The sequence below is a fragment of the Sphingobium sp. BHU LFT2 genome (genome assembly GCF_018604485.1).
Classification (GTDB): Bacteria; Pseudomonadota; Alphaproteobacteria; order Sphingomonadales; family Sphingomonadaceae; genus Sphingobium; species Sphingobium yanoikuyae_A.
Genome location: NZ_JAFCGW010000005.1, coordinates 1 through 26,220, shown reverse-complemented (window position 1 = coordinate 26,220; position 26,220 = coordinate 1). Strand labels below are relative to the sequence as shown.

Here is a 26,220-nt window from a genome sequence, read left to right as displayed (position 1 = left end):
TGCATTTGTTCCTGATATGTTCTTATTTCACTTTATTGGCTGCCCGAGTCAATCCGCTTGCCAATCCAGAGGACAAAGAAGGATTTCCCGATGACCGACACCGCCCGCAAACGCGCCGATTTCCGTGCCCTGCATCAGGATGGTTTCTTCCTGCTGCCCAATGCCTGGGATGGGGGCAGCGCGGTGCGGCTGGCGAAGAAGGGCTTTCGCGCGATCGCGTCGACCAGTGCCGGCGCGGCCTGGGCGGCGGGCAAGGATGATGGCGAACTGGGCCGCGACGCGGTGCTGGCGCATCTGGAGATGCTGGTCGCGGCGACCGACCTGCCGGTCAACGCGGATTTCGAAAATGGCTTTGCCGATGCGCCCGAGGATGTTGCCACCAATGTGACGCTGGCGGCGCAGACCGGCATTGCGGCCCTGTCGATCGAGGACTGGTCGGGCAGCGCGCTCTATGACCTGCCGCTGGCGGTGGAGCGGATCGCGGCCGCGCGCGAAGCGATCGACCGGGTCGATCCGGCGCTGATGCTGGTCGGGCGCAGCGAGAATTTCCGCGTGCCCGGCATGGCGCCGAGCGAGAGCATCGCCCGCGCCGTCGCCTATGCGGAGGCGGGCGCCGACTGCCTGTTCGTGCCTTTTCTGCTGGACCATGGCGCCGTCGCCGAACTGGTCGCGGCGGTCGCGCCCAAGCCGGTCAATGTCGTCATCCATGATTATGACGCGGCCGGGATCGCTGCGCTGGCGGCGCTGGGCGTGCGCCGTTGCAGCATCGGCGCCAGCCTGGCCCAGATCAGCTGGGCGGCGTTCGACGATGCGGCCGCGCGGTTGAAGGCGGCCGAGGGGTAAGGCTCCGGAGGTGGATAAGGGGCTAGGCGCCCTTACTCCACCGTCACCAATGTCACCGACTTGGATGGCAGGGTCAGCGCCAGCTGGCCCTGCGCCAGCCGTGCCGGCAACGGGCCAGGCACGAAGGGATCGGCGCCCTCGAAGCGGATGCGGGTGTCGATGGTCGCGGCGGTCAGCGTCCGGGCGCTCGCCTTGCGCCATGCGCCCCCTTTCAGGTCGATGCGCACTGGCCGGGCGGCGGCGGGGTCGAGATTGACGATGCTAAGATGCAGCGCGCCCGCCGCATCCTTCGACGCCGACACGCTGAGCCCCGGCAGCCGCACCGCGCCCTCGACATAGTCGGGCGCCTGCACATCGACCGGGATCATCGTCGCATTCTGATGGACCTTGTAGAGGTCGAACACATGCCAGGTCGGCGTCACCACCATCTTGGCGCCCTGCGTCAGCACCAGCGACTGGATGACATTCACCATCTGCGCGACATTGGCCATGCGCACCCGGTCGGCATGATTATTGAAGATGTTGAGGCTCATCCCCGCGATCACCGCATCGCGCAGCGTGCTTTCGAGATAGAGTTGCGAGGGCGCGTCCTTCTCGCTGTCGAACCAGGCGCCCCATTCATCGACGGCGATCGCCACCTGCTTTTTCGGATCATAGCGGTCCATGATCGCGGCATGGCGGCGGATCAGTTCGTCGGTCAGATGGGCGCGGGCCAGCGCGGAGGCCCATTGGTCGGTGCCAAAGCCGATATTGCGCCCCTTGTTGCGCCAGTCATTGCCGGCGAAGCTGTAGAAATGGAGCGAGAGGCCCCACATCAGCGGGCGTTCGGTATTGTAGGCGAGCGGCGTGGGATTGGGGCGCCATTTCATCGCCTGCGCCATGACCTTTTCGGTCCATTCATAATCGTCGGTATCCGCGCCCACCGCGATCAGCTTCACCCGCTCGCTCGAATAGGCGCGCAGGAAGGCGGCATAATGGCGGAAGGCGGTGGCATAGGTGTCGGCGGTCATGTTGCCGCCACAGCCCCAGCTTTCATTGCCGACGCCAATGAAGGGCACGGCCCAGGGCGCGGCATGGCCATTGGCGGCGCGTTCCTTGCCCGGCTGGCTGTCGGCCGGCGCGGTCATGTAGCGCATCCAGTCGTCCGCCTCGCGCACGCTGCCCGATCCGACATTGACCGACACGAAGGCCTTGGAACCAATCTGGTCCAGGAAATCCATATATTCATGGGTGCCGAACGCATTGGTTTCGGCCGACTTGTCCCAGGCGGCGTTGATGCCGGCAGGGCGCTGCGCGGCCGGGCCGATGCCGTCGCGCCAATGATAGCCATCGGCAAAGCAGCCGCCCGGCCAGCGGATCACCGGCACCTTCACCTGGCGCAGCGCGGCGACCACATCGCTGCGGATGCCGCGCACATTGGGGATGGGGCTGTCCTGCCCGACCCATATGCCTTCATAGACTCCGCGGCCAAGATGCTCGACAAACTGGCCATAGATATTGGGATCGATGGTGGCGCCGGGCTTGCCGGTGTCGACGGTCAGGACGGCGCTGTCGCCGGGCGCAGCCGCCGGGGCCGATGCGCCGGCAAGGCCGGCGAGCAGGCCTGCTGTCGCCGCCAGCAGCGCCCGCCGCGTCCGCACCCAAGCCCGTCCCGAAAGCTGCACGCCCATGCCATCCCCTTCCTCAATTTGTCTGAGTATAGGCTAGGCGGGCGGCAGGGGCGGGGTCAAGGGGCCGTAACGTCCCTGGGTTCTTCCATCCGCGTCACATGGATCGCCTGTTCGTTCATCTGGGCGCTGCCGAAGATGGTCATGAAGGCGATGTCGGTGGCGTCGCGGCCGACGGCGATGCGGACCATCCCCTCGATCGGGGCCAATCCCGTCGCGTCGACCATATGCCAGGCGCCGTCGAGCCACACTTCCACCACCGCGTGGAAATCGGGCGGGTCGAGATCGGCGGCATAGACCGACACCAGCCGGGCGGGAATGTCGCGCGCGCGGATCAGCGCGGCGGTGAGGTGCGCGAAGTCGCGGCACACGCCACGCTGGGCGACGAAGGTATCGGCAGCGGTAGTGGTGATGTCCGAACTGCCGGGTACATATTGCAGATTGTCATGCACCCAGCCGACCAGTGCCTGCACCAGCGGGCCACCGTCCAGCCCCTCGAAATGGCCGCAGACGAAGCTGACGAACCTGTCCGCCTCGCAATAGCGGCTGGGCCAGATGAAGGGCAGCACATCCTGCGGCAGGCTGGGCAGCGGCGAGCGGGCCAGCGAGAAGAGATCGGGCGCGGGCCGATCGACATCGACCAGCGCCTTGTAGCGGCTCAGCATCCGGCCGGTGCCGCTGCGCGTCCAGGTGCGCCGGCCGATCGCGCTGCCGCCCATCAAATTGGTCAGCGGCCCGGCATTGTCGATGATGTGCGACTGTTCGACGATGCGCTGGTCGGCCATGGCCGCGGCCTCGACTGCCATCAATACATCGGTCGGCCCGGCAAATTCATAGTCGAGGGTCGCTTCGATCGCGAGGCGCATGGCCATCCTTCAGGAGAGATTCGGCAAGATGTCATCCTGCCGATGCTGCAGGCCGCTGTCGCGCTATTCCGGCAGCTTGCCGAACGGCAGCAGCTTGCGCGCCTGGGCCGCGGCCGCCTTGCCATTGCCGGCGCGCAGCGCGGGCAGGATGGCGGCGGCATTGCGCTTCATCAACTGGTCGAGCGGGGCGGGGGCAGGGGCATTGGCCGCCCGTTCGGCCAGCGCCAGCGCGCCGGCGACATCATTATGATCGGCGCGGATGCGCATCAATGCGGCCAGGCCTGAATAGAAGGCGCGGTTGCCGCCCAGCGCGACCGCCTTGCCCAGGGCGGCTTCACCCACTTGTTCCTTGGCGCCCAGCACTGTGCGGGCGATGAAGCTGCCAAGCTGGTCGATCGCGTCGAGATGCCAGCCGGCGATCACCATCTGTGCCTCGGCATCGCGCGGATTGCGCGCGGCCAGCGCCTCGAACGCGGAAAGCGAGCTGCGTGCATCGGCTCGGCTGCGGGTCAGCTTGGCGCGATAGCCGATCGCGACCGCGCGTTGCAGCACCGCCTCATGATCATTGGGGGCGGTCATCAATATGCGGTCGGCGGCGCTGATGGCCTGGCCGATGAGGCTCAGCGCCCGCGCCTTGTCGCTGGTCTGGAAGGCGGCCGCGGTCAGCAGTTCGCGCGGGGTTTCCGCCAGCGCGGCCGGCGCTGCGGAGAGGGCGACGGCACAGATGAGCGGGCGGCAGAGCGACGGGGCGAAGGGCACATATTCTCCTGTTGTGGCGGCGCCACCCTGGCGCCGGATCAATAGTCCCTGGAATAACGAAGTGCGGCGGAAGATCCCGCATTGGTGCCGGTCTTCGACAAGATGCTCAGCGTCTTCGACAGGGCGACTTCCAGCTGGGTGGCGGTGAAGCCCTTCGAGTCCGTCACCACCTCCACATAGATATTGTTGGAGATATGCTGGCCGACGGCGAGCGACGTGCCGCGCCCGGTATCCTCATCACCGCCGACAATGCCGATCCGGTCGAGGCCCGATGCGCCCTGCAGCTTGCCCATCGGGTTGAGCCCGCCACTGCCGCCGCGCAGGCCGTTGAGCGCGGCCGCCAACTGGATCGCCTGGGTGGCGGACAGATTGGCGACATTGTCACCGAACAGGATGCGCGAGAGAATCTCGTCCTGCGGCAATGTCGGCGTCGACACGAATGTGATGTCGGGCTGCTGCGCGGTGCCGGCGACGGCGATGCCGGCGCTGACATCGTCAATCTCGGTCAGCGCCTTGATTGCCAGCGTCGGGTTCATCATGTCGCCGTTGAAGGTGATGACGCCCTGATCCAGGTCGAACTGATGGCCCGAGAAGCTGTAGCGGCCGCGGATCACCTCGATCTTGCCGCTGACGCGCGGCTTGGTCGCGGTGCCGGTGACGCGCATGTCGGTCTTCCATTCGGAATCGAGGCCCATGCCGGTGACATAGATCTGGTTGTCGGCGCGCAGGCGGATGTCGAGTTTCCAGTTGGTCGGCGATGCCGCGGCAGCCTTGCGGTCGGCGATGCGCTGCGCCAGCACATCCTGGCCCTCGCCCTTGCGGCGGACGCCCTGCAATTCGCGTATCTCGGTGCCGCCCTGCCACGCGACGCGATAGCGGGTCTCGGGCAGCGACAGGTCGCCCTTGATCAAGCCGCCATTTTCCGCGCTGTTGGTGATGTTGAGGGTGCCGCTGACCACGCTGGTGATCGCTTCGCTGCGGGCGAGGCGGGCATGGTCCATCTTGACCGCGATGTTCATCGGGAAGCCGCTGTCGGCGGCCAGGCCGACAGTGCCGCTGGCCTGCACGGTGCCGTTGCCTGCGCGGCCGGAAAAGTCGCGAATGTCGAGCCGGTCGTTGGTGAAGCGGCCGTCGAGCTTCATCTGGGTGACGCGGGTGCCGAAGCTCGTATTGTCATAGGTCAGCGCATTGGCGCGGACCAGGCCGTTGAGCTGTGGCGCGGTCAGCCGGCCGCCGAAATCGGCCGCGACCGCGATGCCGCCGCTCAGCCGCTGATCGGCAAGGCCGGCGAAGGAAAAGAGCACATCGGCCGGGCCGGCATAGCGAATGCCGCCGCCAAGCGGCGCAGCCATCAGTTGTTCCGACCAGTTGGCGCCCGGTCCCGGCGGGGCCATGGTGGCGACGAAGCGGCCGATCGTGCTGTTGCCCTTGCGGATGAGGCCGCGCATGTCGCCGCCGGCGGAGGACAGCTTGCCCTCGACATTCATCGACACTGCGTCGGACACGGCGGCGAGGCTCGACCGGCGGAAATCGCTGATCGCCAGGCGCGTGGTCGCGGTCGGGAAGGCGGTTCCGCTCTGGCTGTAATCGACCATGCCGGTCGCCTTGCCGCCGATGCCCAGGCCCGGATTGGCGACATTGGCGATGGCGAGGTCGAAATCCTTGAAGCGGGCCTGCAGCGCGGTGTCGGTGCCGAAATGGCCAGCCAGATCGACCTTGCCCTGCGGCAGCACCAGGCTGACCGGTTCCAGCCGATAGCCGGTCTTTTCCGCGCGGATGATCGCCGGCTGGTTCAGGCGGAAATCGACATTGCTGGCCTTGCCCTGCAACGCGACGGCATAGAGGTCGGGGCGCAGTGCGGCGTTGACCGCGACTGAGAAGGGTACGCCGCTGGAACCATCGGCAACCAATTGGGCCTTGCCCCGGCCGCCCTGATAATCGAGCTTCGCCCGCGCCTTGCGCACGACATAGTCGCCATAGGCGGCGTTCGCCATCTGCACGTCGGCGATCACCTTGGGCTGGTCGCTCAGCAGCATGGAGGCGGTGACGACGGCGCGGCCGATGACGATGTCGGCCTCGCCCGGCAGCTTGGCATTGCTGGCGGCCGCGTTGACGTCGACACCCTGCACCTTGCCCACGGCATTGAGCTTCACCGCGCCGGTGATGCCCGATCCGTTCATCGCCAGCTGGCCGGTGAAGGGGCCGGCATTGGACTGCTGGATGCGGCCATTCATGTCGACCCCGGCGAAGCGCGCCTTGGTTACGTCGATCGTCAGCGGCCCTTGCGCGGTGCGGATCAGGACATTGGCGAAGAAGGGGCCATAGGGCGATCCGCCGGTGGCATCGAGGCGATAGCCGGCCGGTTCGCCATTCAGCTTGGCAACGACATCGGTCAGCTGCACGCCAACATTGGGGCGCGGCGCGCGCAGCACTGCCTGCGGCCGGTCCGCCGTGCCGCGCACGGTCAGGAACAGCGGGCCATATTGTTTCGAATAGGCTTCGGTGTCGAAGGCGAGCTGGCCGTTGGTGTCGTAGCTGCCCGAACCGGACTTGATCTGGAAATTGGGTGCGGCGCCCTTGAGCCCCGCCAGGGTGAACCTGCCTTCCGGCGTCATGCCGATCCGGCCGGACATCACCGCATTGCCGCCCAGGAAGTCGCGGACCGAGGCATTTTCCCAGCGCGCGGTGCGCACGCCGAACATGCCCGACAGGCCGAAGCCGCCCTTGGGACCGGGGATCAGCTTGACGTCGGTGTTGAGGTTGACGATGCCGACGCCGTCAATCCGATAGTCGTTGACCCGGCCCTTCAGCGCGCCGCGATAGATGGCATTGTCGAGATCGGCGAGGACGATGGCGGTGGCATCGATCTTGTCGCTGTCGAGCTTGAGATTGTCGCTGATCAGCTTGCCGCCGGCATAGGCAAAGTCGCCCTTCACCCGCAAATTGGTCATTAGGCCGCCGGCGGCAGCATTGAGGCCGGTGACGCGCTTCGCGGTCGCGTTGACGGGGATGCGGATGCGATCGGCGTCGATCACGGCGCGGCCGCTGGCCTTCAGATTCTCGATGCCGGTGGCGTCGAAGGCGAGGGATGCGGCGCTGATGTCATAATCGATGAAGGGCGTCGCCATCGGCCCGTCGAGGATGATCGAGGCGCGGACATCCTTGCCCTTCACCTTGTCCATGAAGGCGCCCGGTTGCAGCAGCGCGGCGTTGATCTTGAGCGCGCTGAATGTGCTCTTGCCCAGGTCCACCAGACCCTGCGCATCGGCCGACATGGCGGGCGAGCGCAGCGACCCCTTGAGGTTGACGCGCCGTTCGTTGAGGCCGGCGAACAGGTCGACGTCGAGCTGCGGCCGGGTCAGCCGGTCGGCAATGTCGCCATAGACGAGGCCGGGGCGCAGCGGCCCCTTGGCGGTGAAGCTGCCGTCGCGGGCGGCGAGCGCGATATTGGCCAGTTCGCCCCTGGGCGTGGTGGCGATCAGCTTGCCGTTCCAGGCCTGCCAGGTGCCCTTGCCGTCGAGCGAGGCGGTCATGCCGTCGGGCAGGCCGCTCATCGCCGCGATCACGCCGCCCTTGGGCGCGGTCAGCGTGCCGCTCATCGCCAGGCGATTCTGTGCCGGCACTGCGTCCAGCTTCGCCTGCAGCCGATCGCCGCTGTCGACGACAGCATTGGCGGACAGCTGGGCACGGCCGTCGGCAATATGAACGATGCTGTCGATCGCGATCTCGCGCTTCTGGCCGATCACCGGCTTGGCGAGCAGGAAACGGTCGAGCCGCATCCGGTCGACGTCGATGTCGAGGTCGGGCAGGATCGGCGCATTGGGATCAGTCGGGGTCTGGTTGAATTGCGGGCTGCGCGCCAGCACCACCAGCGGGCTTTCCAGATTCTGCACCGAAATATGGTTCTGGAGGTAGCGGAACGGGCGCCAGACGACATGGACCCTGGGGCTGACCGCGAACACGCCCTTGGGATCGCGCAGGATCAGGTCGTGGATCGTCATGTCGCTATAGATCGATCCCTCGATCCGGCCGACCTCGATCCCCATGCCCGATTCCATTTTGAGCGCGGCGATCTGCTTGATGAGGAAGCGCTTGCCCGGCTGGGTATCGAGGAACAGCAGCAGGCCCGCGACCAGCACCACCAGCCCGACGATCAGGCCGGCCAGGCCGATGGCGATCTTCTGCCACAGCGGGCGGCCCTGGCGGATCACCACGGTCTCGGTCGCTTCGGGCGCGGGGAGAGGGGTATCTTCCGCCATCAGAAGGCCTGTCCGATACCGATGTAGAGGGCGAATTTGGATTCGCCGGGCTGGCGGTTGATCGGCATGGCTATATCTGCGCGGAAGGGTCCGAAATTGGTGTAGAAACGTCCGCCCAGGCCCACGCCATAGCGGATGTCGGAAAATTGCGGGATCTGGCTTTCATAGACCTGACCCGCGTCGACGAAGGCGACGACGCCATAATTGCCGAAACGATAGCGGCCCTCGACCGCAAATTCATTGACCGATCGGCCACCGATCGGATCATTGTTCGCGTCCTTTGGCCCCAGTTCCTGATAGCCATAGCCACGCGCCGATCCGCCGCCGCCGGCATAGATGCGCCGCGAAGGGGCGACATCGTCGCGGGCGACACCGTTGATCGTGCCGATCTTGGTCCGCGCCGCCAGCACGAAACTGTCGGAAATCGGATAATAGCCGGCCAGGTCGAAGCTGGCGCGGACATAGGGCGAGACATTGCCCTGCAACGACGCTTCGGGCGACACGCGCAGATTGGCGCGAAAGCCGCTGGTGGGGTTGAGCAGGTCGTTGGAGCGGTCATAGCCAACCTGCACCGGCAGCGCGCCGATGAAATAGGTCAGCCGCTTGTTTTCGCCGCTTTCGTCGATTGTCGTATTTTCGTTCGAAAGCAGGATTTCGCCGCCATAGGTATAGGTCCAGCGCTTCTGGAAGATCGGTGTCGACTGGCGCGACCAACTGGCGTTGAGGCCCAGGGTGAAGGCTTCATAGGCGTCATATTTCTGATGGTTGACGCCGGCGCCGGCCTGGAAGGTCTTGTCGCGCTTGCCCGCATTGGACCGGCGGAAGGTGCCCGATACGCCCTGTTCCTGGGTGCCGGCGATGACGCTGGCGATCAGGGCGCCTTCGGGCGGGAACAGGTTGCGATGGGTCCAGCTGCCTTCGGCGCGGAAGCCCTGTCCGGTGCCATAGCCCAGTTCGCCGGCCAGCCGCCGGGCCGGGCCGGCTTCCTGATCGACATGCAGGTCGACATATTCGGTGCCATCCGGGCCGGGCTCGCCGGTCTGGACCGGGTCGACCGCGACGCTGGCGAACAGGCCGGTCGCGACCAGCGCCTTGCGCAGATCGTCGACCTTGCGGCTGTCATAGAGGTCGCCTTTGTCGAAGCGTGCGATCACCGCCATATGGTCGGCGCCGAACGCCTGCTTCTCGCCGCTGGTGGTGATGGTGCGGAATGTGCCGCGCGGGCCCGGCTCGACCGGCAGCGTATAGTCGCCGGTCACGGTCGCGGGATCGAGCAAGATGTCGCGGTCGCCGATCCTGGCGAAGGCATAGCCCTGTTCCGGCAGCTTGAGCGCGACATTGGCCTCCGCCGCCTCGACCGCAGTGGCGACGATATAGTCGCCGGTCTTCAACGTCAGGCTGTCGCGGATCAGGCCGGGCGGGATGGTCTCGGGCGCATGGATGACGATTTCGCCCATCTTGTAGCGCTTGCCCGGCGTCACCGACAGGATCGCCTTCAGCGTGCCATCCTGCTGCTGGTCGAGCGAGGCCAGGGCGGTGGCATCATAATAGCCCTCCGAATGGAACAGCCGCACCGCCAGTTGCTCGTCGGCCTGGGCGCGCTGCTGCACCATCGATGCGGTCTCGGCCTTGCCCTTGCCGTCGACCAGGGCGGATGCGGCACGGAACTCATCCTCCAGGCCGGTCTTGCCGAAACCGTCGAACTGGGTCGCGTAGCGGACCTCGGGCGTCTTTTCATCGCTGTCATCATCGGCGACATTTTCCGGCACGGTCACGCTGTCGAGCGCGGGCAGCGGCTGGGCCAGTTCGGTTTCGACCGGCGGTTCGGTGGCGGGGGGCAGTTCGGCGCTGGTCGCGGGCGTCGTGCCGCTGGTCGGCGCGCTGCCCTGGGCCGGCATCTGCTGGTCGAGCCAGTCGTCGATCGAGGGCAAGGGGGCCTTGCTGCCGGTCCCGCTATTACTGGCCTTGTCGTCGACGTTGCCGGCGCCGGGCAGGCGCGCGTTGAACTCGTCGTCGGGCAGGATCGGTTCTTCGTCGGCGGGCGCTGTGGTGCTGGGGGCGCTGGCCGGAACCGTCTGCGCCATCAGGGGCAGGGGAGAGGCGGCTGCCATGATCATGCCCAGCGCATGCCGAACATATCTCGCCTGCCGCTTCTTCATCTGTCTGCGATGCCCCTTTCGCACCGGGCATCCCATATGTCCGGCAAACAGGCAATACGCCCAATGACTTGCAACGGTTCCGCCTGCGTGACGATTTCGCCCGGCGGCGCGGCGCTTCCATCGGTGCCCCCGCCGGTCTAGAGCCGCTTCATGACATTTGCGCTCGACATCACCCGTTCGATCACTGGCCAGCCCTGGCGCTGGCGCGGCCTGGGGGCGGACGCGCGTTCGCCCGGCTATCAGCCCGACGATCTGGTGGCGCAGCTGCTGCTGGCGCGCGGCTGTCCGCCCGACGGGGTGGAGGCGCATCGCAATCCCACCATCCGCCATTTCATGCCCGACCCCAGCCTGTTCCGCGACATGGATGCGGCGGCCGAACGGCTGGCCGATGCAGTCCAGCGCGGCGAGGATGTGCGCATCTTCGGCGATTATGACGTCGATGGCGCGACCAGCGCGGCGCTGCTGATCCGGTTGCTGCGTGACATTGGCCTTGATGCCCGGCCCTATATCCCCGACCGGCTGATGGAAGGCTATGGTCCCTCGGGCGAGGCGCTGGTGCGGCTTGCGGGGGATGGCGCGCAACTGATCGTCACCGTCGATTGCGGCGCGCAGGCGTTCGAGGCGCTCGACATGGCGAAGGCCGCCGGGGTCGATGTCGTCGTCGTCGACCATCATAAATGCGCGGCGGCGCTGCCGGTGGCGCTGGCCCTGGTCAATCCCAACCGGCTGGACGAGAATGCGGGCGCTGCCGTCCATGGCCATCTCGCCGCCGTCGGCATGGCCTTCCTGCTGGGTGCGGCCTTGCTGCGGACGCTGCGCGCGCGCGGCTGGTTCGCGATCCGGCCGGAACCGGCGATCATGGAGTTGCTCGACATCGTCGCGCTCGGCACGGTCGCCGACGTCGCGCAGCTCAAGGGGCTCAACCGTGCCTTCGTGGCGCAGGGGCTCAAGGTCATGGCCAAGCGGCGCAATATCGGCCTTGCCGCGCTGATGGATGCCAGTCGCCTCAATCGTGCGCCGCTCTGCCATGATCTGGGCTTCGCGCTCGGGCCGCGCATCAATGCCGGCGGGCGCGTCGGCAAGGCGGATCTGGGGGTGCGGCTGCTGACCACCGAAGATCCGGCCGAGGCCGCGCGAATCGCCGCCGAACTGGATCGGTTGAACGAGGAACGGCGCGCGATCGAATCGATCGTGCAGGAACAGGCGGAGGCCTTGCTGGCGGCGCAGGGCAATCGGGCCGTGGCGCTGGTCGCCGGGCCGGGCTGGCATCCCGGCGTCATCGGCATCGTCGCCGGGCGGCTCAAGGAACGGGCCGGCTGTCCCGCCATCGTCGTCGCGCTGGACGAGGATGGCGTGGGCAAAGGGTCGGGCCGCTCCATTTCCGGCGTCGATCTGGGCGCGGCGGTGCTGGCGGCCAAGGATAGCGGCCTGCTGGTCGCGGGCGGCGGCCATGCGATGGCGGCGGGGCTTACCGTGATGGCCGATAAGGTCGATGCGCTGGCCGACTTCCTGGACGATCGCCTGTCAGCTGCCGTTGCCCGTGCGCGGGACGAGCGGGCGCTGCTGATCGACGCGGTGCTGGCGCCGGCCGGGGTCAATCCCGACTTCGTCGCCGCGATCGAGGCGGGCGGCCCCTATGGCGCAGGCTGGCCCGCGCCGTTGATCGCCGCCGGGCCGATGCGGGTGATTCGCGCCGATGTGGTCGGCAATGGCCATTTGCGGGCGATCATGGCGGGCGATGATGGCCGGTCGATCAAGACGATCGCCTTCCGCCAGGCCGAATCGGAACTGGGTCAGGCGATTCTGGGTGCGCCGCGTGACCGTCGCCTGTGGGTGGCGGGCCGTGCGAAGATCGACGACTGGGGCAGCCGACCCGCCGCAGAGCTGCATCTGGAGGACGCTGCCTGGGCCGATTGAGAAAGATTGCAATTTTCTTGCGCAAAGGGGGTTGACCCTTTCGCCGGTCCCGCCTAATTGCGCCCTCGCTTCGCAGCGCTGCCACGGCGGCGACAACGAACGGCCCCTTCGTCTAGCGGTTAGGACGCGGCCCTTTCACGGCTGAAACACGGGTTCGATTCCCGTAGGGGTCACCAGTCAAGCGATTTATCGTATTGATTTTGCGTGATAATTCGCTTTTTTAGTTCAGCCGATACCACAGGTGCTCCCTCATTTGATCTGAGTTTGCGTGAAGCGGGTCAATGCCCAGCGGGACATTTCTGTTATTGGCGCGCCATGTCCGCATCCAACACCAAGCGCGCGTCCAGTGAAAGCGACAGTCACCGCGCCTTCGGTCGAATCATATTACCTCATACCAGAAAAGGCAGGCGTCGACGTGCTGCCCGCCTCCGCTGGCACACCATTATCGTAACTCATTTGAAATAGATATCTCATCGCAGTACGCCAACCTCTACCGTTCAACTTCGGGATCGTTCCCCACGGCGTTGTGTAGCTTTTCGTCGCCACCGTCCTTCGGCATCGGGATGGGTCCATAATGCGCCCTTGCCCGCCGGTTCGCGGTCATCACGCACGTTATGATGCGCGATGGTCCTTTGTTCCAAGCATGAGGCAAGGTGGAATCTGGTTGCCAGGGGTGAAGCGTCAAAGCTGCTCCGAGGGCGGCGTTGCGAGAGGGAGCGCAGAGATAAACGATCTGCGAAGGTGGTCAGATGGACCGAAAAGCCCGCTTCGAGTCAATGCAACGTTCGCCTTGCGAGACCCGACACAGCACGGCCGAGCTTCAGCTCGACCAGCGCCGACAGATCTATGGCTCCCTCGAGGGATCGGCACCGCCTAGATCTGCAATTACAGATCTTCACCCTTCACACGCGCGTTAAGCATCGAGCGCGTAGCCACTTCCTCGATTTTTCCATTTTCCAGCTTCACGACGCGTTCGGCGTTCGCAATAGTCTCCGATCTGTGAGCTACGACTACACGTGTGATGCCCAGGTCGGCGGTCGCCCGATTGACCTGACGCTCCTTCGCCGGATCCAAATGAGATGTCCCCTCGTCCATAATCAGGAGCCTGGGCTGGCGATACAGCGCTCTGGCGAGCAATAGGCGTTGTTTCTGCCCTCCTGACAGCGATGACCCCATATCTCCAACCAACGTTTCATAACCCATGGGCATAGCTTCGATATCTGAATCTAGAGCCGCGATCTTGGCTGCGGCCTCGACATTGACAAAATCTGGCTGGTCATCAAATAGCGCTATATTGTCCGCCAAGGTGCCTGCAAAAAGATGATCTTCCTGCAACACAGCCGCCAATTGCTCGTGATAGTTTCGATAGCCAAACTGCCTCAGCGGAACCCCATCGATCAAAATTTCACCTTCGGTCGGATCGACCAGCCCCAGGATGACCTTCATTAAGGTGGACTTCCCTCCCCCCGATGGTCCGGTTATCGCAACATGCTCTCCGGCTTCAACTACAAGATCGATTCCTTTCAAAATCATGGGCTCGGTCGGGCTGTACTGATAGGTCACTCCTCGCAGTTCGATCTTACCCACCAACGGTTTCAGCGCTGCACGGTGCTCTGAGAAGCTTCTATCGGGTTCTGAAAAAGCGATATCGGACAGGCGGTCAAGATGCAGGCCTAGTAATCGATACTCCGCAAAACGGTCGACAAATGAGCTGGATTTGGCGATGAATTCCGTTTTGTAGGCCATGAACGCAAAAAGCATCCCGAGGCTCATACCGCCGGACAAAACCGCATAGGAGCCTACCCAGATCGAAAATATACCTTCTAGCGCTACAATAGTCTTACTGGAAACATTCTGAATTTCCGTAAATTTCGTAACCTTCAAGGACATTGATAACGAATCGATCAGTCGATTTCGCCAAATACTCAGACGTTCTGCTTCCCTATTATAAATTCTTAAGGTACTAATTCCTCGCATAGTTTCAATCATGGTGGACTGTTCAAGCCCCGCCTTAACGATGTGCTGCTCCTGCGCCCGACGTTGAGGATGGTAGATTGCGATCCGAATCACGACATAAGTAACAAATCCAGCTAACGCGACAGCTGTGAGAGCCAGACTGTAATAAGCCATCAATGCTAAGGTCAGAACAGCGAGACAGCCGTCCAAGACGGCCGTTATAGCACCCTCAACCATGAATTGCCGGATAGGCATGATTGATTGGAACCGAGATAAAACGTCGCCAATCTGGCGCCGTTCAAACCAGCTCACTGGCAATCGGATCAGTCGCCGGCCGACATTTGTGGCCACGCCAAATCCAAATGACGTGCCGGCCGACAGCATCACGTAGCTTCTCAAAAGTTCGGCGCCTGCGTTCACTAAAGTGAATAGGCAGAACCCGAGGGCCAGAACAGAGATGAGCTTATGATCAAATGCAGGGATGGCTGTATCTACCACGAGCTGCAAAAAATATGGCGCGGTCAGAATGTAGGCCTGCAAAACGATACTAAGAAGAGCAAACTGAAAGACTGCCCGCTTCAATCCAGTCAAGCTCTGCCATAGCTGGCTGAGCTTCATCCGGTCATTATGAATTTTGGCTTCGAAATTTGCAGCAGGAGAGATCTCCAGAATTACACCCGTGAAATGGGACGAACACTGGTCCATCGACATCCATTGAGAGGATCCGGCCGGGTCATGGATGAGCGCTCTGCCCTTGCGCACGGCTTCCAAAACCACGAAATGATTCAAATCCCAATGCAGGATCGCCGGCATTTCTATGTCGTTGAGCTCTTCCAGCTCGATCCTCATCGGACGGGCGTTCAACGACAGGAAATCCGCAATTCGAACGAGATCCGCCAGTGCAGTTCCCCGGGAGGAAGACTTAAACCGGCGCCTGAATGTCCCTAATCCAGCCTCGAACCCATGATAGCTTGCCACCATCGCAAGACATGCCAAACCGCACTCGGTTGCCTCCGATTGTCGGATGTGCCGAACCCTTTTGCGCGCAGAGAATTCATTAGCCGTGGTCATTCTACCTCGCGTTTAGTATCGGGCGAATAGCCACTGAAAAATTGTACGTCGGCTAGTCACAATTTTTACCGTCGTGCGCATGCCGGGCAACAGACGTAATCGACTACCTTTGCCATCCAACCACGGGCGATCAATTTCGATCACCACGAGATAGCCGACCGGTAAATCTGGGTTGCGTGGTTGGGCGATAATGTCTTGAGAAACCGATACAATATGCCCTTTAGCAGTTCCGAAACGCGCCTGCGGGTATGCATCAATCGCGATCCGCACCTCGTGGCCTGGCGCGACGTTCGCGACCGACGCCGAAGGCAAATAGGCTTCAGCACGAAGCTTCGCATTTGATGGAACTATGCTAAGGATCGCCTGGTCCGAGGTGACTGCAGAGCCGACACCGGCGGTAACGGCCGTGACTATTCCATTTATCGGCGCCACGACAGCATATCCACGCCCTGCATCAAATTGGACCGCCTGTTGGCGAAGCGTTTCCCGGGATGCAATAAGCATCGATGCGTCTGCCCGTGCATTTGCTCTTTCTTTCGCAATAGCGCTCTGGGCTTCCGCAATCAGTGACTCCCGTGCAATTTTTTGTTGGCGCAACTGCACAATCTGAAGGCGGACCCTAATCGCTTCCGCTTCCCTTGCAGATATGTCCCGCTGGCTGATGAACCCGCTGGCCTTCAGCGCTTCAATTCGCTTGAAATCACTATTCATTATCTGAGAGATTCGTTCTTGGTCCGTAATCTGAAGCTCGATCTGCTGAACTTCCAATCTGGCACCATCGATCTGCGCCTTGAGCTTGGCTTCTTCCGCAGAAGCCGCCTCTTGTGACGCCTTGAGCCGATTATTGGCTTCAGCGCGCTGACTTTGGATCGCCGCGATAGATTCCGATGACAAAGTGCCACCACGGGTAAGATTATCTTCGGTACGGATCACAAAGAGGACATCACCAGACTTTATAGCTTCGCCTTCAGACACCCGTACCTCAGCGACTATTCCCTGTCTGGACGGATGGATCGCGGCCAAACCCTGCTCTGGGACGAGCGTACCTTGAGCGATCTGAATCTGCGGAAACTTTGCAAAAACCAGATAAGTGGTACCGAAGAAAACGAAAAGGAAGAAGATTACGCCAATCATGTGCCACGCCACCGGAGTGGATAGGGCTATTGCCCCTTCAATTCTATTCCTCCGGGCGTCTATGACCTCCTGCCGGAACAGCGACTGACTTTCGACATCGCGCACAGATTGACTATTACTTTTCCGCATTTGACGTTAATTATTTTTAGAGTTATCGTCAGTCGATGCTGGCAACAGATGTTGGTCGAACCACCTAAGAGTCTGCGAGACAATATCCCGGATGTTGGCCGGCGACTGAGCCAAGCTATGGCTCTCGCCCCAGTACCGAAGCAGGCGCGCCTTTTTCCCTTGGCGGTACAGCCCATAAAAAAATGTTTCAGCCTGGGCCATTGCACCGCGCATGTCCAATTCACCATGAATCAGCATGAGCGGCGTTTCAACACGATCGACGTAGGCTATGGGCGAATTTCGCCAATAGAGCGCCTGATCCTCGTAAGGCGGCACGCCCATCCCGTTGCCCACCTCCATGATAAACGGTTCCACCGACTTCATGTGCTCGATCCCCTGGTAGCCACGGGCAAGCGGATCAAATTGCAGATAGGCTTGAGCAAGATCGGTTACGCCAGCCATCGCCACAGCCGCTTTGAAACGATGAGTCTGCGTGATCAAAGAATAGACAGAGTAGCCCCCATAGCTTTGGCCAAAAACACCCAGCCGGTCGCCGTCCGCAATTCCAAGCTCTACTAATTTGTCGATAGCTGGCAGCACTCCCTTAGGAATATCTTCGTAGCTATCATTCTTAGGCCCATCCCGCTTCATCGGCATGGATGGGATCAAGACCACATATCCGTGCGCTGCATATAGCTGCAGGTTGTACAAGCCCGGCATATAGGGATTGAGCCAATAGCTTTGCTCAATCCCTCTGGAGACGTAGCCGCCGTAGACCCAAACCAGAGTCGGATAGCGCAGGCCGGGGTGATAATCTGGCGGAAGGATCACCTCCCCAATTAGTGGCTTACCATCGGCGCTCACGTAGTCGATCGACGTCGCTCGACCCCATCGAACATCAGCCAGATGCTCATTGAATCGGAACAACTCACGCTCTTCGCCCGAGCTCAGGGATATTTCGCGGAGTATGCTTCCGCTGGGCGTAGGATCACTCCAAACAAGTACATCACTTCCAAGATCCAGCGGTTCGCCCTTGGGCGGCAGCTTGACTTGAGACATTGCTCGCGGAGCATCTAACGTCACCAGATGATAGGTCTGGCCTGTCTGCGCGCCTGAAGTAATCAGTATTTGCCGAGTTGGCCTTTCATTGTCATAAGGATAAGCAATGGCAGCATCCTTCGGTAGCCGGTACCGACCTTCCGCAATGAGCCTTCTGGCCTTTGGATCTAGAAAAACAATTTTGTCATCGGCAATTGAGAATAGCCGTCCATCAATTGCACGCCGGAACATGTTTGGAACATTCTTAAAGGTGGCCGTCAAATTGATTGCCGGGGATGTACCATCGACAAGCCACCAGCTTAGAAGGTCTGCATTTGAGCGACGCCCATTGACCAACAGAGATTGATCATCGACCCAAAAGGCCGAATTATCATGAGGCCCCGGCCCGACGCCCGTGGTTCCGACCATAATATCCCCAACCCGCGCGACATCCAAATTGACAGTATCGAGTTTGAATAAGGGCGTGTCGACGTCGCCAGCTTGGGCTCGAGCGCGAAAGAGCAATCTCGCTCCATCCGGGCTCCAGCCGAGCATCTCGACAGGATATTTCGCCTCCTTCGGCATATCGACCCATCGAAGCGAGCCAGCTGCTAGTAGACTGACTATCCCAAATTTTTTTTGAACTTGCCATTCATCGCCAAAATGGGGCTGCTTTTGAGCCGAATTCGGGGGGATAGCGCCGATTGGAACCAACACTGATATAGTTTTACTGTCGGGCGAAATGCTGAGCGTCAGCGCACCTTGAAACGGATAAAGGGGCAATTTGGCAATATCTTGTTGCGTGCCCTTTTCGATATCGATCAGCCGTACAACGGCCTGCCCCACATCGGTCATAGAATTCGTGGAATCCGTCCCACTTTCGAGGACCGAGGCGGTAGGCCTAGTTCCGCCGCGCAATTCCTCCGCCGTCAACGCTGCATGAGTAAAAGGGCGTCCAAATTGGTCCAGAAGAGCAGGCGTTACGCTGTTGGGCAGCGCAACGGCCAGGATCCGGTGGTCATCCAACCAGACAAATGGGCTGTTCTCTTCATAAGCTTTGCAACTGTGAGCATACGACAGCCGATCGGCGCCTCCACGAATGTCCACAGCATCCATTGGGGACCCGTAACGTGTCTGAGTAAGCATCGGTGATGCACTTATCCGTCTCGTCGCTCCTGTAGATCGCTCCCAGACGTATAGCCGGACGCTGTTTCCGCCATGGGGCTCTGCACCTTCCGGCTTCGTAGACAGCATCGCCAATTTCTGTCCATTTGGCGACCAAGCGGCACACCAGAAACCAGCGGCGTCGGACTTTCCATCTGTCAAATTCTGCTTGTTCTCTCCATTTCGAGAAATGAGCCAGACATCACTTCGCGACGGATCGACCTCATAGGCGGTCCTGCCAAAAACCTCCCCAGCCTGCGCGGGGCGCTGGATTACGACGGCGAGATCCCGTCCATCCGGTGATAAAGCGGCGGTATCCAAGCTTACTGTGTTAAGGACGTCATCAATTGTGATTTTATGTTGGGTTTCAGCCACCATTGTCGCACTCGCATGGCCAGAAATGGCAAGAATGGATAGGCTCAGGGAGGCGCGGGCAGTCCCGCTTTGAATGAGACCTTTCAAACATTGTCTCGCGCCTCCAGGCAAACACCAAATCATCATTTTCACCCTTGAGTATCGTGCGTTACGGGCACTCTCACCGAACATATTTTTTGAGGATGCATTCCAGCTTAGCTAGCCAGAAAAGCCTCAGTATCAGTTCATAGGAGAGGCCACCGTTGCTCGCCTCTCGGGCCGCCTTCAATAGATGTGAGAAGTTGTAGACACGGTAGTCCGCGATGATTGACACAGAAAATAGCTCATCGAAGTCAATCAGGGCCGCCTCTCTCTGCATTCCATGGCCATAGCCCTCCACGTAGCGAGGAAAGAGGAAGCCATCGCTTAAGCCTGCCCGAGCGAGCATGAGCAGGTTAATCATTCTATTGTCTCGCAACTTGTCAGGCAGAGCCCGGCAGAAATTGACGACATGCTCATGTGCGAGGGGATTCAGTGTCCAGATTCCGCGTCGCATAAACATGTCAGCCCTCGCGGTCGCAGCCATGAGAGTTGAGATGCAGTGAACACCTGGAAGCTCCCATGGATCGCGGCCGATGTTCAGGCCTGAGGAGAGTTCGTCGCCCCCTATTCCGGTCAAGATCAAGTCTATGGGTCCGGCTGGATGCTCATCGACCGCCAAGACACAAGGCATCCGATGATTATCATCAAATGGCGTTAGTCCGGCTTCATCCCACTCGAGCGCTTGAAATTGATTGGGTTGGTCAGACGGATAGAGGTGATCCTGTACCTGCAGAAGTCCGACTAGCTCCATTCTTCGCTCCATCTGCTGCCGACCCACGGCGCCTTTGTGCATCAAGGCATATGAGTAGAGATCCGATCGAACCGATTTTGCAGCAACAGCCACACAGGACGAGTCCATCCCTCCACTCAATTCGATAAGCGGACGCTTAGCCACTTCCAATGCGGGGCGCATGACGTCCGCAATCCGTCTCTGAAGCGCGTCGGTAACTCGCGCGCCGTTGTATATTGTCGATGGAACGACGATGTTGTTCGATGAACAAAGCTGAAAGACAAGTTCACCATCAACTAAACTAACCGCCTCGCCTGGCCATAGCATCTTGATCCCATCTATGATCTGATCCCGGATAACAGATGGACCATTCTCGATGTAAATCTTGCAGGAATCGCGATGGGGAACGGGGTTTTTGATGCTCCCGGCTATATCCTCAAACTTCCAGGTCGCGATGAGATAGCCATCAGCCACTCCCACATAGAGAGGAGCCCCAATTGTTTGGCTTCGTGAAATCTGAACCTTGGACCGAGAAGCCGAATCTAATCTCACATAGATTGCTTGCGCCTCTGCGCTCGAGATCAGGCGATCGTAATCAACTCCTGCGCTGGGCGCAGAAAATGCCCCAAGCTCCCAAATGACGATATGGCAAACGCCATTTTCCTCATCATATTCAACATGCTGCCGGAGAAAATCGGATTGGAATTTCTCAACCTGACTATTTCCGTATCGAATGATGCCTGTTTCGGTGACGTCGACAGAGTTGTCGCTCTGTTCCAACCTGAATCGCGCTATGAGCAAATCAATTATCCAAAAATGGGCCGCTGCAGTCGACCCAATTCAATGCATGTTCTATTATTGAAGGCTGATCAACTCTGATAGAAGCCGGTCTTGCCGGTGTTATCCTGGCCAGAATCCTGCTTCGGGCCCTTCAGGGTGCCGTTGCCGCCGGCGACCTTCAGGAGGTCTTCGGCAGTCCAGCTACGGACCTTCTGCGAAAATACAGTTTCCTTTTTCATTCTTTGATCTCCTTTTCAAGGGAGGCTAAAACAATCCTATAGGCCACCGATTTGCAATGCAAATTTCCGCGCATATGAAAAAAATATATCAGTGACGATTATTGTCACAGTGACATACAGTAAATTTGTAATTTATTTCGTAAATTACGTATAATTTATTTCCGACGTTACTCGCATTGGCCTGTCCCTCGGGATGGGCGGGCAAAAGCAAGGTTGAATGGTACTACATCGATCCGGGAAAGTCCTAGCAGAACGGCTTCATCGAGAGCTCCAATGGCTCGCTGCGCGACGAGTTGTTCAACGAGGAACTGTTCGACAGCTTGGCCGATGCCCGCCGGACGCTGGCCATCTGGCGCGACGATTACAGCAATGTCCGGCCCCACTCATCTTTGGGAAATCTGACGCGTCCACAAGCGCGTCGAGCGTTCGAGCAAAACGAAACCATTACGCCCGACGCGCTTGTGCAGGCGCGGAGGGGGCGTCGTATTTGACGGATGGACTCTCTTTATGATCGAGGGACTGACGGGGGGGCAAGTCAGCAGGTGCAGTGAATCAATCATAATGTTTCGGGTCCGACAAGAATGACACATTTTGTTGGCTTCTCCGCCTTCGAAGTTTTTTGCATGCAATCGTCAATGGCAGCTCGATTGGCTCGTGCCAGATCGACATCTTTCACGATCGCCTTCCAAACTTTTGGATCAGCAGTGCGCATTAAGCGGATGCCCGCGTCCCATAAGGTCGGCTCGCCCATCGCCCTGCTCGCCACTCTTTCGGGCCAAAACCAGCTTTGCGGCCCGATACTCGCCGCCCAGCCAGGATAGAGCAGCCAGAGCAGCATGACGGCCACAGTCGCGCCCATCGCGCTGTAGGCCATATGCCAGATTTGCTCTCGCCTGGTCCGAAGGTGCCCGATCGCTCGCATCTGGTTTTCACGGGCATCATTGAGGAGCATACGCGCCTGCTCGATATTGACCCGATCCGCCTCCCGCGCCTGCCGAGCCACCTGATCGATGCGATCCACCATATTCTCAGGCGTCATTTGCAGCGCCGGCGCCTTGGCCATCTTTTGAGCCTGCGCCGCCAGCTCCACCAGATAGCTATTCATCTTGGTGAGCGTGGGCGTGTAATCGGGTATTTCGATGCCCTGCTTTTCGATGGCAACATGCTCGAGCGCCCGCGTCATCAGCGCGATCCGACCATCCATCTCGGAGATCCGCATTTCCAGCCGGGCAAAGGCTTCAGCCGCGAGATCGGGCTCGGGATCGCTCGCACTTCCTTGTTGATCCATATCCATTCCTCCTGAGAGTTAGCGGCCAAGACCGCGACCAATGTCGCGCCCATGGTCGAAGGGGATTGAGGCGGTGAGTTGGTGGGAAAGGCTGCGCTGCGCGTGCTGGCCAATCTCAAGGCCAAGCTCGCAGCTGCGTAGCCCCAGCACAGACTCCAATTGGGCGTCGCGCTGCAGGCTCTTGGCCATGTCGGTCATGTGCTGCGAAGCCGTTCTGGCACCCCGGAAATTGCCGTCGCGAACAAGCTCGTCATGCTGCCGCTGAAGTTGCTGCCAGCCCTCTACGAACCGATCCGCTCGGGCATAGGGATCGACGCGGATTTCCGCTTCCAACTGCATTGCGCGGACAGCCGCCTGGCCTCGTCCTTCTGCGGCATCCCTGACCAGTTCAGGGCTATGCCGGAATGCGCGATCGAGATCCGATGCGCCCTCGGGGCGGATCGCATCCAGCGCCCGCCGGGCCTTCTCCAGTGCCACATGCTGATGCGGCATGGCTTCCACCCCCTGCACCCGCACCTGATGAATTTCATACGCCGCCTTTGCATAGCGCTCCACGGCACCGCGCAGACCACCGGCCCGGACTGGTTGAGGATCACTGCCTCGATCATGCTGGACTGCGGGCTGTTGCTGCGCAGGCGTTGCCTTGGGCCGGAAATTGTCAAAGAGTCCGCGCTCCTTCTGGGCGCCTGCGCGTGCACTTTCCACCACCCGCTCACGGAAGCTGATGCCCCGCCGCTCGGCAAAGGCCCGCTTGTCCTCGGTTGGCAGTTCGTGCCCGGAGCCGGCCTTCCCATAGTCCGTCGCCATATCCTTGGCGCGTTCACGCGAGAGTGTGTGAACCAACCGTGCCTGGTCGCGAAAATCATCGCGCCCATAATGAAGGGCGACTCCATCCCGGTGTCGCGACAGCGCGACATAGGCGCCATGCCGATCCATGCCCGGCGTCGCCAGCACATGTGACCAGTCAACGGTCATGCCCTGCGCCTTGTGGATCGTGGCGGCATAGCCATGATCGAGATCGCGATAATCCTTGGTGTCGAACGCCACTGATCGCCCATCGTCGATCCGCACGGCCATATGGCCATTGCCGATCTTGTCGATGGTACCGAGCGTTCCGTTCTTGACCTCAAGGCTGCGCTCATTGCGCAGGAACATGATGCGGTCGCCGGCCGCGAACTGCCGGTCCCCGCGTTCGGTCTTTACGGCAATGTCCGGCCCCAGTTCGCCGGCCTCGCGCATGCGTTCCCGCGCCGCCTCATTGAGGTCGCGTACTTCCGCATTGGTATGGGTCAATATGATCCGGCTGGCATCCGGCTTCGCCTGTCGATCCCGATCCCAGCCGTCGATCAATGCACTGCGCGCCTGCTCGCGGCTATCGGCGGCATGGGCCATGTTCTGGTCGGCATAGACGCCGATCGCTTCTCCGGTGCGGCCGGTCGCCAGATGCCGGGTCGCATCCTGCTGCCAGCCTTCATGTTGACGGCGGACCTCGGTGATCTCGACGCCACCATGACGCTCATGCAGTGCCCGGAACGCGGCGCCCGCCTCGATCGATTGCAACTGCTGCGGATCGCCTACGAGCACGACCCGTGCGCCAACCTCGTCGGCATGGGAGAGAACGCGTTCCATCTGGCGCGTACCGACCATGCCGGCCTCGTCGATCACCAGCACGTCGCGCGCGGTCAGAAGATCGCGGCCCTGCGCCCAGCCATGCTCCATGCTGGCGATGGTGCGAGAGGCAATGCCCGAGCCATTTTCCAGTCCTTCGGCAGCTATGCCCGCAAGGGCCGCGCCGCGCACGTTTAGGCCGGCATGCTCCCATACATCGCGTGCCACACCCAACATGGCGCTTTTGCCCGTGCCGGCATAGCCGAGGATCAGTGACAATCCCCGGCCGCCTGTTACATGTCGCAACGCGGCGTCTTGCTCTGCTCCCAGAGCAAGGCCTTTACTCTCGGCGGCACGAATGGCGTAGTTCGTTGCTGTCGGGAGACCAGGCTCCTGCTGCAGTGCAAGCCGGTCCGCCGCGCGTTCCAGCCGCTGCTCGACCTCGATCATCTCACGACTGGTGAAGCGATCCTCGCCGCATCCATCCTTGCCGAGCGCGATCAGGTCTGGCGAGCCGCGCACCGCGCGCATCGCCTCGTTGAACTGCTGCTGCCCATCGCTGTGCCGGTGGATGAACATGGCGAGGTCACGATGGGTGAAGGTCGCCTGGCCACGGGTAATGGCATCGAGCGCAACGCCGGGATCTGCGATGATGCGTTCGCCATTCTCACGCGCAATCTCGCGATGGAGTTCGATACGGTCGGCTTCGAGGCCTTGCGCGCCCATGCGGTGCGCGGGGCCGCCGATCTTGCTTTGCGGCTCCAGATCGATGCCCTGCTCGGCAAGGCTGCGATGATCGATCCGAGCATCGATGTCGAGTTCAGCCAGCCTTGCGTTGACATGGGCGCTCCAGTTCTCGCGCCAGCGCTCGACATTCGCATGATCGTTCCACTCACGCACCTTCTGGCCAAAGCCGTCGGGCGTCACCTCGCGCATGGTGAGCATGACATGGGCATGGGGATTGGCCTGGCCGTCAACGGCAATGTCCCAATGGACATTAAGATCGGCGATCATGCCGCGATCGACAAACTCTTGGACAACAAAGTCGCGGGCAAGCTCGATGCCCTGCGCCCTGGTCATTTCGCGCGGGATGGCGAATTCGATTTCGCGCGCGAGTTGCGCGTCCTTGCGGCTCTCGAACGCCTCGACATCGTTCCAGAGCCGTTCGCGGTCGCGCCATTGCTCCGGCGCGCCTTCGGGCAACATGATTTCGCTATGCTCGACACCAGACCGAGCGCGAAAATCATGGTCGCGATCGAGGCGCTCATCATGCAGCCGCTCGCCTGCCCTATAGGCAGCCGCCGACACGGAAGAGCGGCCCGCTGCGAGACTGATGACCTGAACGGAAAAATGGAAGATCGCCATAACGATCGTCCATTTACTATGCTGAGCCGCACGTCGGAACGACGTATAAGCGCGCCCTTCTCGAAATTTTCCTGGAAGGGACTAGGCGGTGTCAGACTGTCCCGGCGACTCTACTGCGTGCCACAGGTCCTTCTTCTATTATGAGTGCATCATCATTCAACGGAGACTTGATCATGCGCAAACCCCGCGATTTTGATTCGGAGCTGAAGGCGCTGGCTGACAAGGCCAAGCAGTTGAAAGAACGGCGCGTACGCCAGTTGGGCGAACTGGTCGCGGCAACCGGCGCGGATGGGCTCGACGCCGATATGCTGGCCGGGGCGCTCATTCATGCGGCGCGCAGCAAGGATGCGACAGCCAAGGAGGCGTGGCGCAAGGCGGGCGCCGCCTTCTTTCGCGGCGACAAGCGCCAGCCTGCGGGCGGACCTGATCGCCTCCAGAGCGGTACTCTCCCGCTCGACGGCGGCTCGGCATCGGCTTGAGGCACAGAAGGCACGCACCGACATGCGGGACTGGGCCGTCAAACGCCGGGGGAGAACTCGTCATCTGATCGAACTGGGCGGCCTCGTCATCAAGGCCGGCCTGGTCGATCTCGTCGATGACGATCGTGCCACCCTCTATGGCGCCTTTCTCGCCGTCGCGGACAGGCTGCGCGGCGAGGATCGGCAACAGGCGCTGGCCCTATGGCAGCGCAAGGGCAAGCGTGCGTTCGAGGCTGAACGCGATCAGCGCGAGCGATAGATTGTCGTGCTTGCCTGCTCTACCGGCTGTATCACTTCGTCAGCGCTGGCGATGACAAAACGGCCGGATGGATCG

At 61.3% G+C, this 26,220-nt stretch carries 16 protein-coding genes, 1 tRNA gene and 1 pseudogene; 6 read left to right on the top strand and 12 right to left on the bottom strand.

The window, feature by feature from the left end; all coding sequences use genetic code 11:
* Window positions 1-90: 90 nt before the first annotated feature.
* Window positions 91-843, top strand: coding sequence for an isocitrate lyase/PEP mutase family protein (locus JQK15_RS11625; RefSeq protein ID WP_214865657.1), 753 nt, complete (start codon window positions 91-93; stop codon window positions 841-843).
* 32 nt (window positions 844-875) lie between these two features.
* Here the strand turns inward: JQK15_RS11625 and JQK15_RS11620 are convergent, their stop codons facing one another.
* From JQK15_RS11620 to JQK15_RS11600, 5 genes are all read right to left on the bottom strand, one after another.
* Window positions 876-2,513 carry an alpha-N-arabinofuranosidase gene (locus tag JQK15_RS11620; protein ID WP_214865654.1) on the bottom strand — a complete coding sequence of 546 codons (1,638 nt, stop codon included), beginning with the start codon at window positions 2,511-2,513 and terminating at the stop codon, window positions 876-878.
* A gap of 56 nt (window positions 2,514-2,569) precedes the next feature.
* On the bottom strand, window positions 2,570-3,376 hold the full coding sequence (locus JQK15_RS11615) for a transglutaminase-like domain-containing protein (RefSeq protein ID WP_214865653.1): 807 nt from the start codon (window positions 3,374-3,376) through the stop codon (window positions 2,570-2,572).
* 63 nt (window positions 3,377-3,439) lie between these two features.
* On the bottom strand, window positions 3,440-4,135 hold the full coding sequence (locus JQK15_RS11610; RefSeq protein WP_026109532.1) for a hypothetical protein: 696 nt from the start codon (window positions 4,133-4,135) through the stop codon (window positions 3,440-3,442).
* A gap of 38 nt (window positions 4,136-4,173) precedes the next feature.
* Window positions 4,174-8,394 (bottom strand): translocation/assembly module TamB domain-containing protein, encoded by a 4,221-nt coding sequence (locus JQK15_RS11605; protein WP_214865651.1) that lies wholly within the window; start codon window positions 8,392-8,394, stop codon window positions 4,174-4,176.
* Window positions 8,394-10,553, bottom strand: coding sequence for an autotransporter assembly complex protein TamA (locus JQK15_RS11600; protein ID WP_214865649.1), 2,160 nt, complete (start codon window positions 10,551-10,553; stop codon window positions 8,394-8,396). Before JQK15_RS11600 ends, JQK15_RS11605 begins: the two co-directional genes overlap by 1 nt.
* A gap of 150 nt (window positions 10,554-10,703) precedes the next feature.
* On the opposite strand from JQK15_RS11600, the gene recJ reads away from it, so the two are divergent.
* Together recJ and JQK15_RS11590 are read left to right on the top strand one after the other, a co-directional pair.
* A complete protein-coding gene (gene recJ, locus JQK15_RS11595) occupies window positions 10,704-12,470 on the top strand; it encodes a single-stranded-DNA-specific exonuclease RecJ (protein WP_214865647.1) in 1,767 nt (588 codons plus the stop codon).
* Window positions 12,471-12,571: 101 nt separating this feature from the next.
* Window positions 12,572-12,646: transfer RNA gene (locus JQK15_RS11590), tRNA-Glu, on the top strand.
* A gap of 709 nt (window positions 12,647-13,355) precedes the next feature.
* Here the strand turns inward: JQK15_RS11590 and JQK15_RS11585 are convergent.
* The 5 genes from JQK15_RS11585 to JQK15_RS11565 form a co-directional block, all read right to left on the bottom strand.
* Complete coding sequence (locus JQK15_RS11585) at window positions 13,356-15,497, bottom strand: peptidase domain-containing ABC transporter (protein ID WP_214865645.1); 2,142 nt, start codon at window positions 15,495-15,497, stop codon at window positions 13,356-13,358.
* Between the two features lie 12 nt (window positions 15,498-15,509).
* Window positions 15,510-16,736 (bottom strand): beta-barrel domain-containing protein, encoded by a 1,227-nt coding sequence (locus JQK15_RS27430; RefSeq protein ID WP_214865643.1) that lies wholly within the window; start codon window positions 16,734-16,736, stop codon window positions 15,510-15,512.
* Between the two features lie 30 nt (window positions 16,737-16,766).
* On the bottom strand, window positions 16,767-18,893 hold the full coding sequence (locus JQK15_RS11575) for an alpha/beta hydrolase family protein (protein ID WP_214865642.1): 2,127 nt from the start codon (window positions 18,891-18,893) through the stop codon (window positions 16,767-16,769).
* 583 nt (window positions 18,894-19,476) lie between these two features.
* Window positions 19,477-20,907, bottom strand: a complete 1,431-nt coding sequence (locus JQK15_RS11570) for an asparagine synthase-related protein (protein ID WP_214865640.1) — start codon at window positions 20,905-20,907, stop codon at window positions 19,477-19,479.
* An 89-nt stretch (window positions 20,908-20,996) separates the two neighbouring features.
* A complete protein-coding gene (locus tag JQK15_RS11565; RefSeq protein WP_214865638.1) occupies window positions 20,997-21,146 on the bottom strand; it encodes a hypothetical protein in 150 nt (49 codons plus the stop codon).
* A 194-nt stretch (window positions 21,147-21,340) separates the two neighbouring features.
* Between JQK15_RS11565 and JQK15_RS11560 the strand changes: the two are divergent.
* Window positions 21,341-21,637, top strand: a pseudogene (locus JQK15_RS11560) (integrase core domain-containing protein); the annotation flags it as partial.
* Between the two features lie 65 nt (window positions 21,638-21,702).
* Here the strand turns inward: JQK15_RS11560 and JQK15_RS11555 are convergent.
* Both JQK15_RS11555 and traA read right to left on the bottom strand, forming a co-directional pair.
* Complete coding sequence (locus JQK15_RS11555; RefSeq protein WP_214865636.1) at window positions 21,703-22,434, bottom strand: DUF6118 family protein; 732 nt, start codon at window positions 22,432-22,434, stop codon at window positions 21,703-21,705.
* Between the two features lie 18 nt (window positions 22,435-22,452).
* On the bottom strand, window positions 22,453-25,407 hold the full coding sequence (traA, locus tag JQK15_RS11550; protein ID WP_214865634.1) for a Ti-type conjugative transfer relaxase TraA: 2,955 nt from the start codon (window positions 25,405-25,407) through the stop codon (window positions 22,453-22,455).
* 173 nt (window positions 25,408-25,580) lie between these two features.
* Here traA and JQK15_RS11545 point away from each other — a divergent pair, with 173 nt between their 5' ends.
* Window positions 25,581-25,886 carry a conjugal transfer protein TraD gene (locus tag JQK15_RS11545; RefSeq protein ID WP_214865980.1) on the top strand — a complete coding sequence of 102 codons (306 nt, stop codon included), beginning with the start codon at window positions 25,581-25,583 and terminating at the stop codon, window positions 25,884-25,886.
* A gap of 22 nt (window positions 25,887-25,908) precedes the next feature.
* Window positions 25,909-26,145, top strand: coding sequence for a conjugal transfer protein TraD (locus JQK15_RS11540; protein WP_214865632.1), 237 nt, complete (start codon window positions 25,909-25,911; stop codon window positions 26,143-26,145).
* The last annotated feature ends 75 nt before the right edge of the window (window positions 26,146-26,220 follow it).

What these genes read in the sequence shown, in the direction of transcription:
- JQK15_RS11625 (WP_214865657.1), top strand. Translation starts at nt 91, where the DNA reads ATGACCGACACCGCCCGCAAACGCGCCGATTTCCGTGCCCTGCATCAG.
- JQK15_RS11620 (WP_214865654.1), bottom strand. Translation starts at nt 2,513, where the DNA reads ATGGGCGTGCAGCTTTCGGGACGGGCTTGGGTGCGGACGCGGCGGGCG.
- JQK15_RS11615 (WP_214865653.1), bottom strand. Translation starts at nt 3,376, where the DNA reads ATGCGCCTCGCGATCGAAGCGACCCTCGACTATGAATTTGCCGGGCCG.
- JQK15_RS11605 (WP_214865651.1), bottom strand. Translation starts at nt 8,394, where the DNA reads ATGGCGGAAGATACCCCTCTCCCCGCGCCCGAAGCGACCGAGACCGTG.
- JQK15_RS11600 (WP_214865649.1), bottom strand. Translation starts at nt 10,553, where the DNA reads ATGAAGAAGCGGCAGGCGAGATATGTTCGGCATGCGCTGGGCATGATC.
- recJ (WP_214865647.1), top strand. Translation starts at nt 10,704, where the DNA reads ATGACATTTGCGCTCGACATCACCCGTTCGATCACTGGCCAGCCCTGG.
- JQK15_RS11585 (WP_214865645.1), bottom strand. Translation starts at nt 15,497, where the DNA reads ATGACCACGGCTAATGAATTCTCTGCGCGCAAAAGGGTTCGGCACATC.
- JQK15_RS11575 (WP_214865642.1), bottom strand. Translation starts at nt 18,893, where the DNA reads ATGGATGCTGTGGACATTCGTGGAGGCGCCGATCGGCTGTCGTATGCT.
- JQK15_RS11565 (WP_214865638.1), bottom strand. Translation starts at nt 21,146, where the DNA reads ATGAAAAAGGAAACTGTATTTTCGCAGAAGGTCCGTAGCTGGACTGCC.
- JQK15_RS11555 (WP_214865636.1), bottom strand. Translation starts at nt 22,434, where the DNA reads ATGGATCAACAAGGAAGTGCGAGCGATCCCGAGCCCGATCTCGCGGCT.
- traA (WP_214865634.1), bottom strand. Translation starts at nt 25,407, where the DNA reads ATGGCGATCTTCCATTTTTCCGTTCAGGTCATCAGTCTCGCAGCGGGC.
- JQK15_RS11545 (WP_214865980.1), top strand. Translation starts at nt 25,581, where the DNA reads ATGCGCAAACCCCGCGATTTTGATTCGGAGCTGAAGGCGCTGGCTGAC.
- JQK15_RS11540 (WP_214865632.1), top strand. Translation starts at nt 25,909, where the DNA reads ATGCGGGACTGGGCCGTCAAACGCCGGGGGAGAACTCGTCATCTGATC.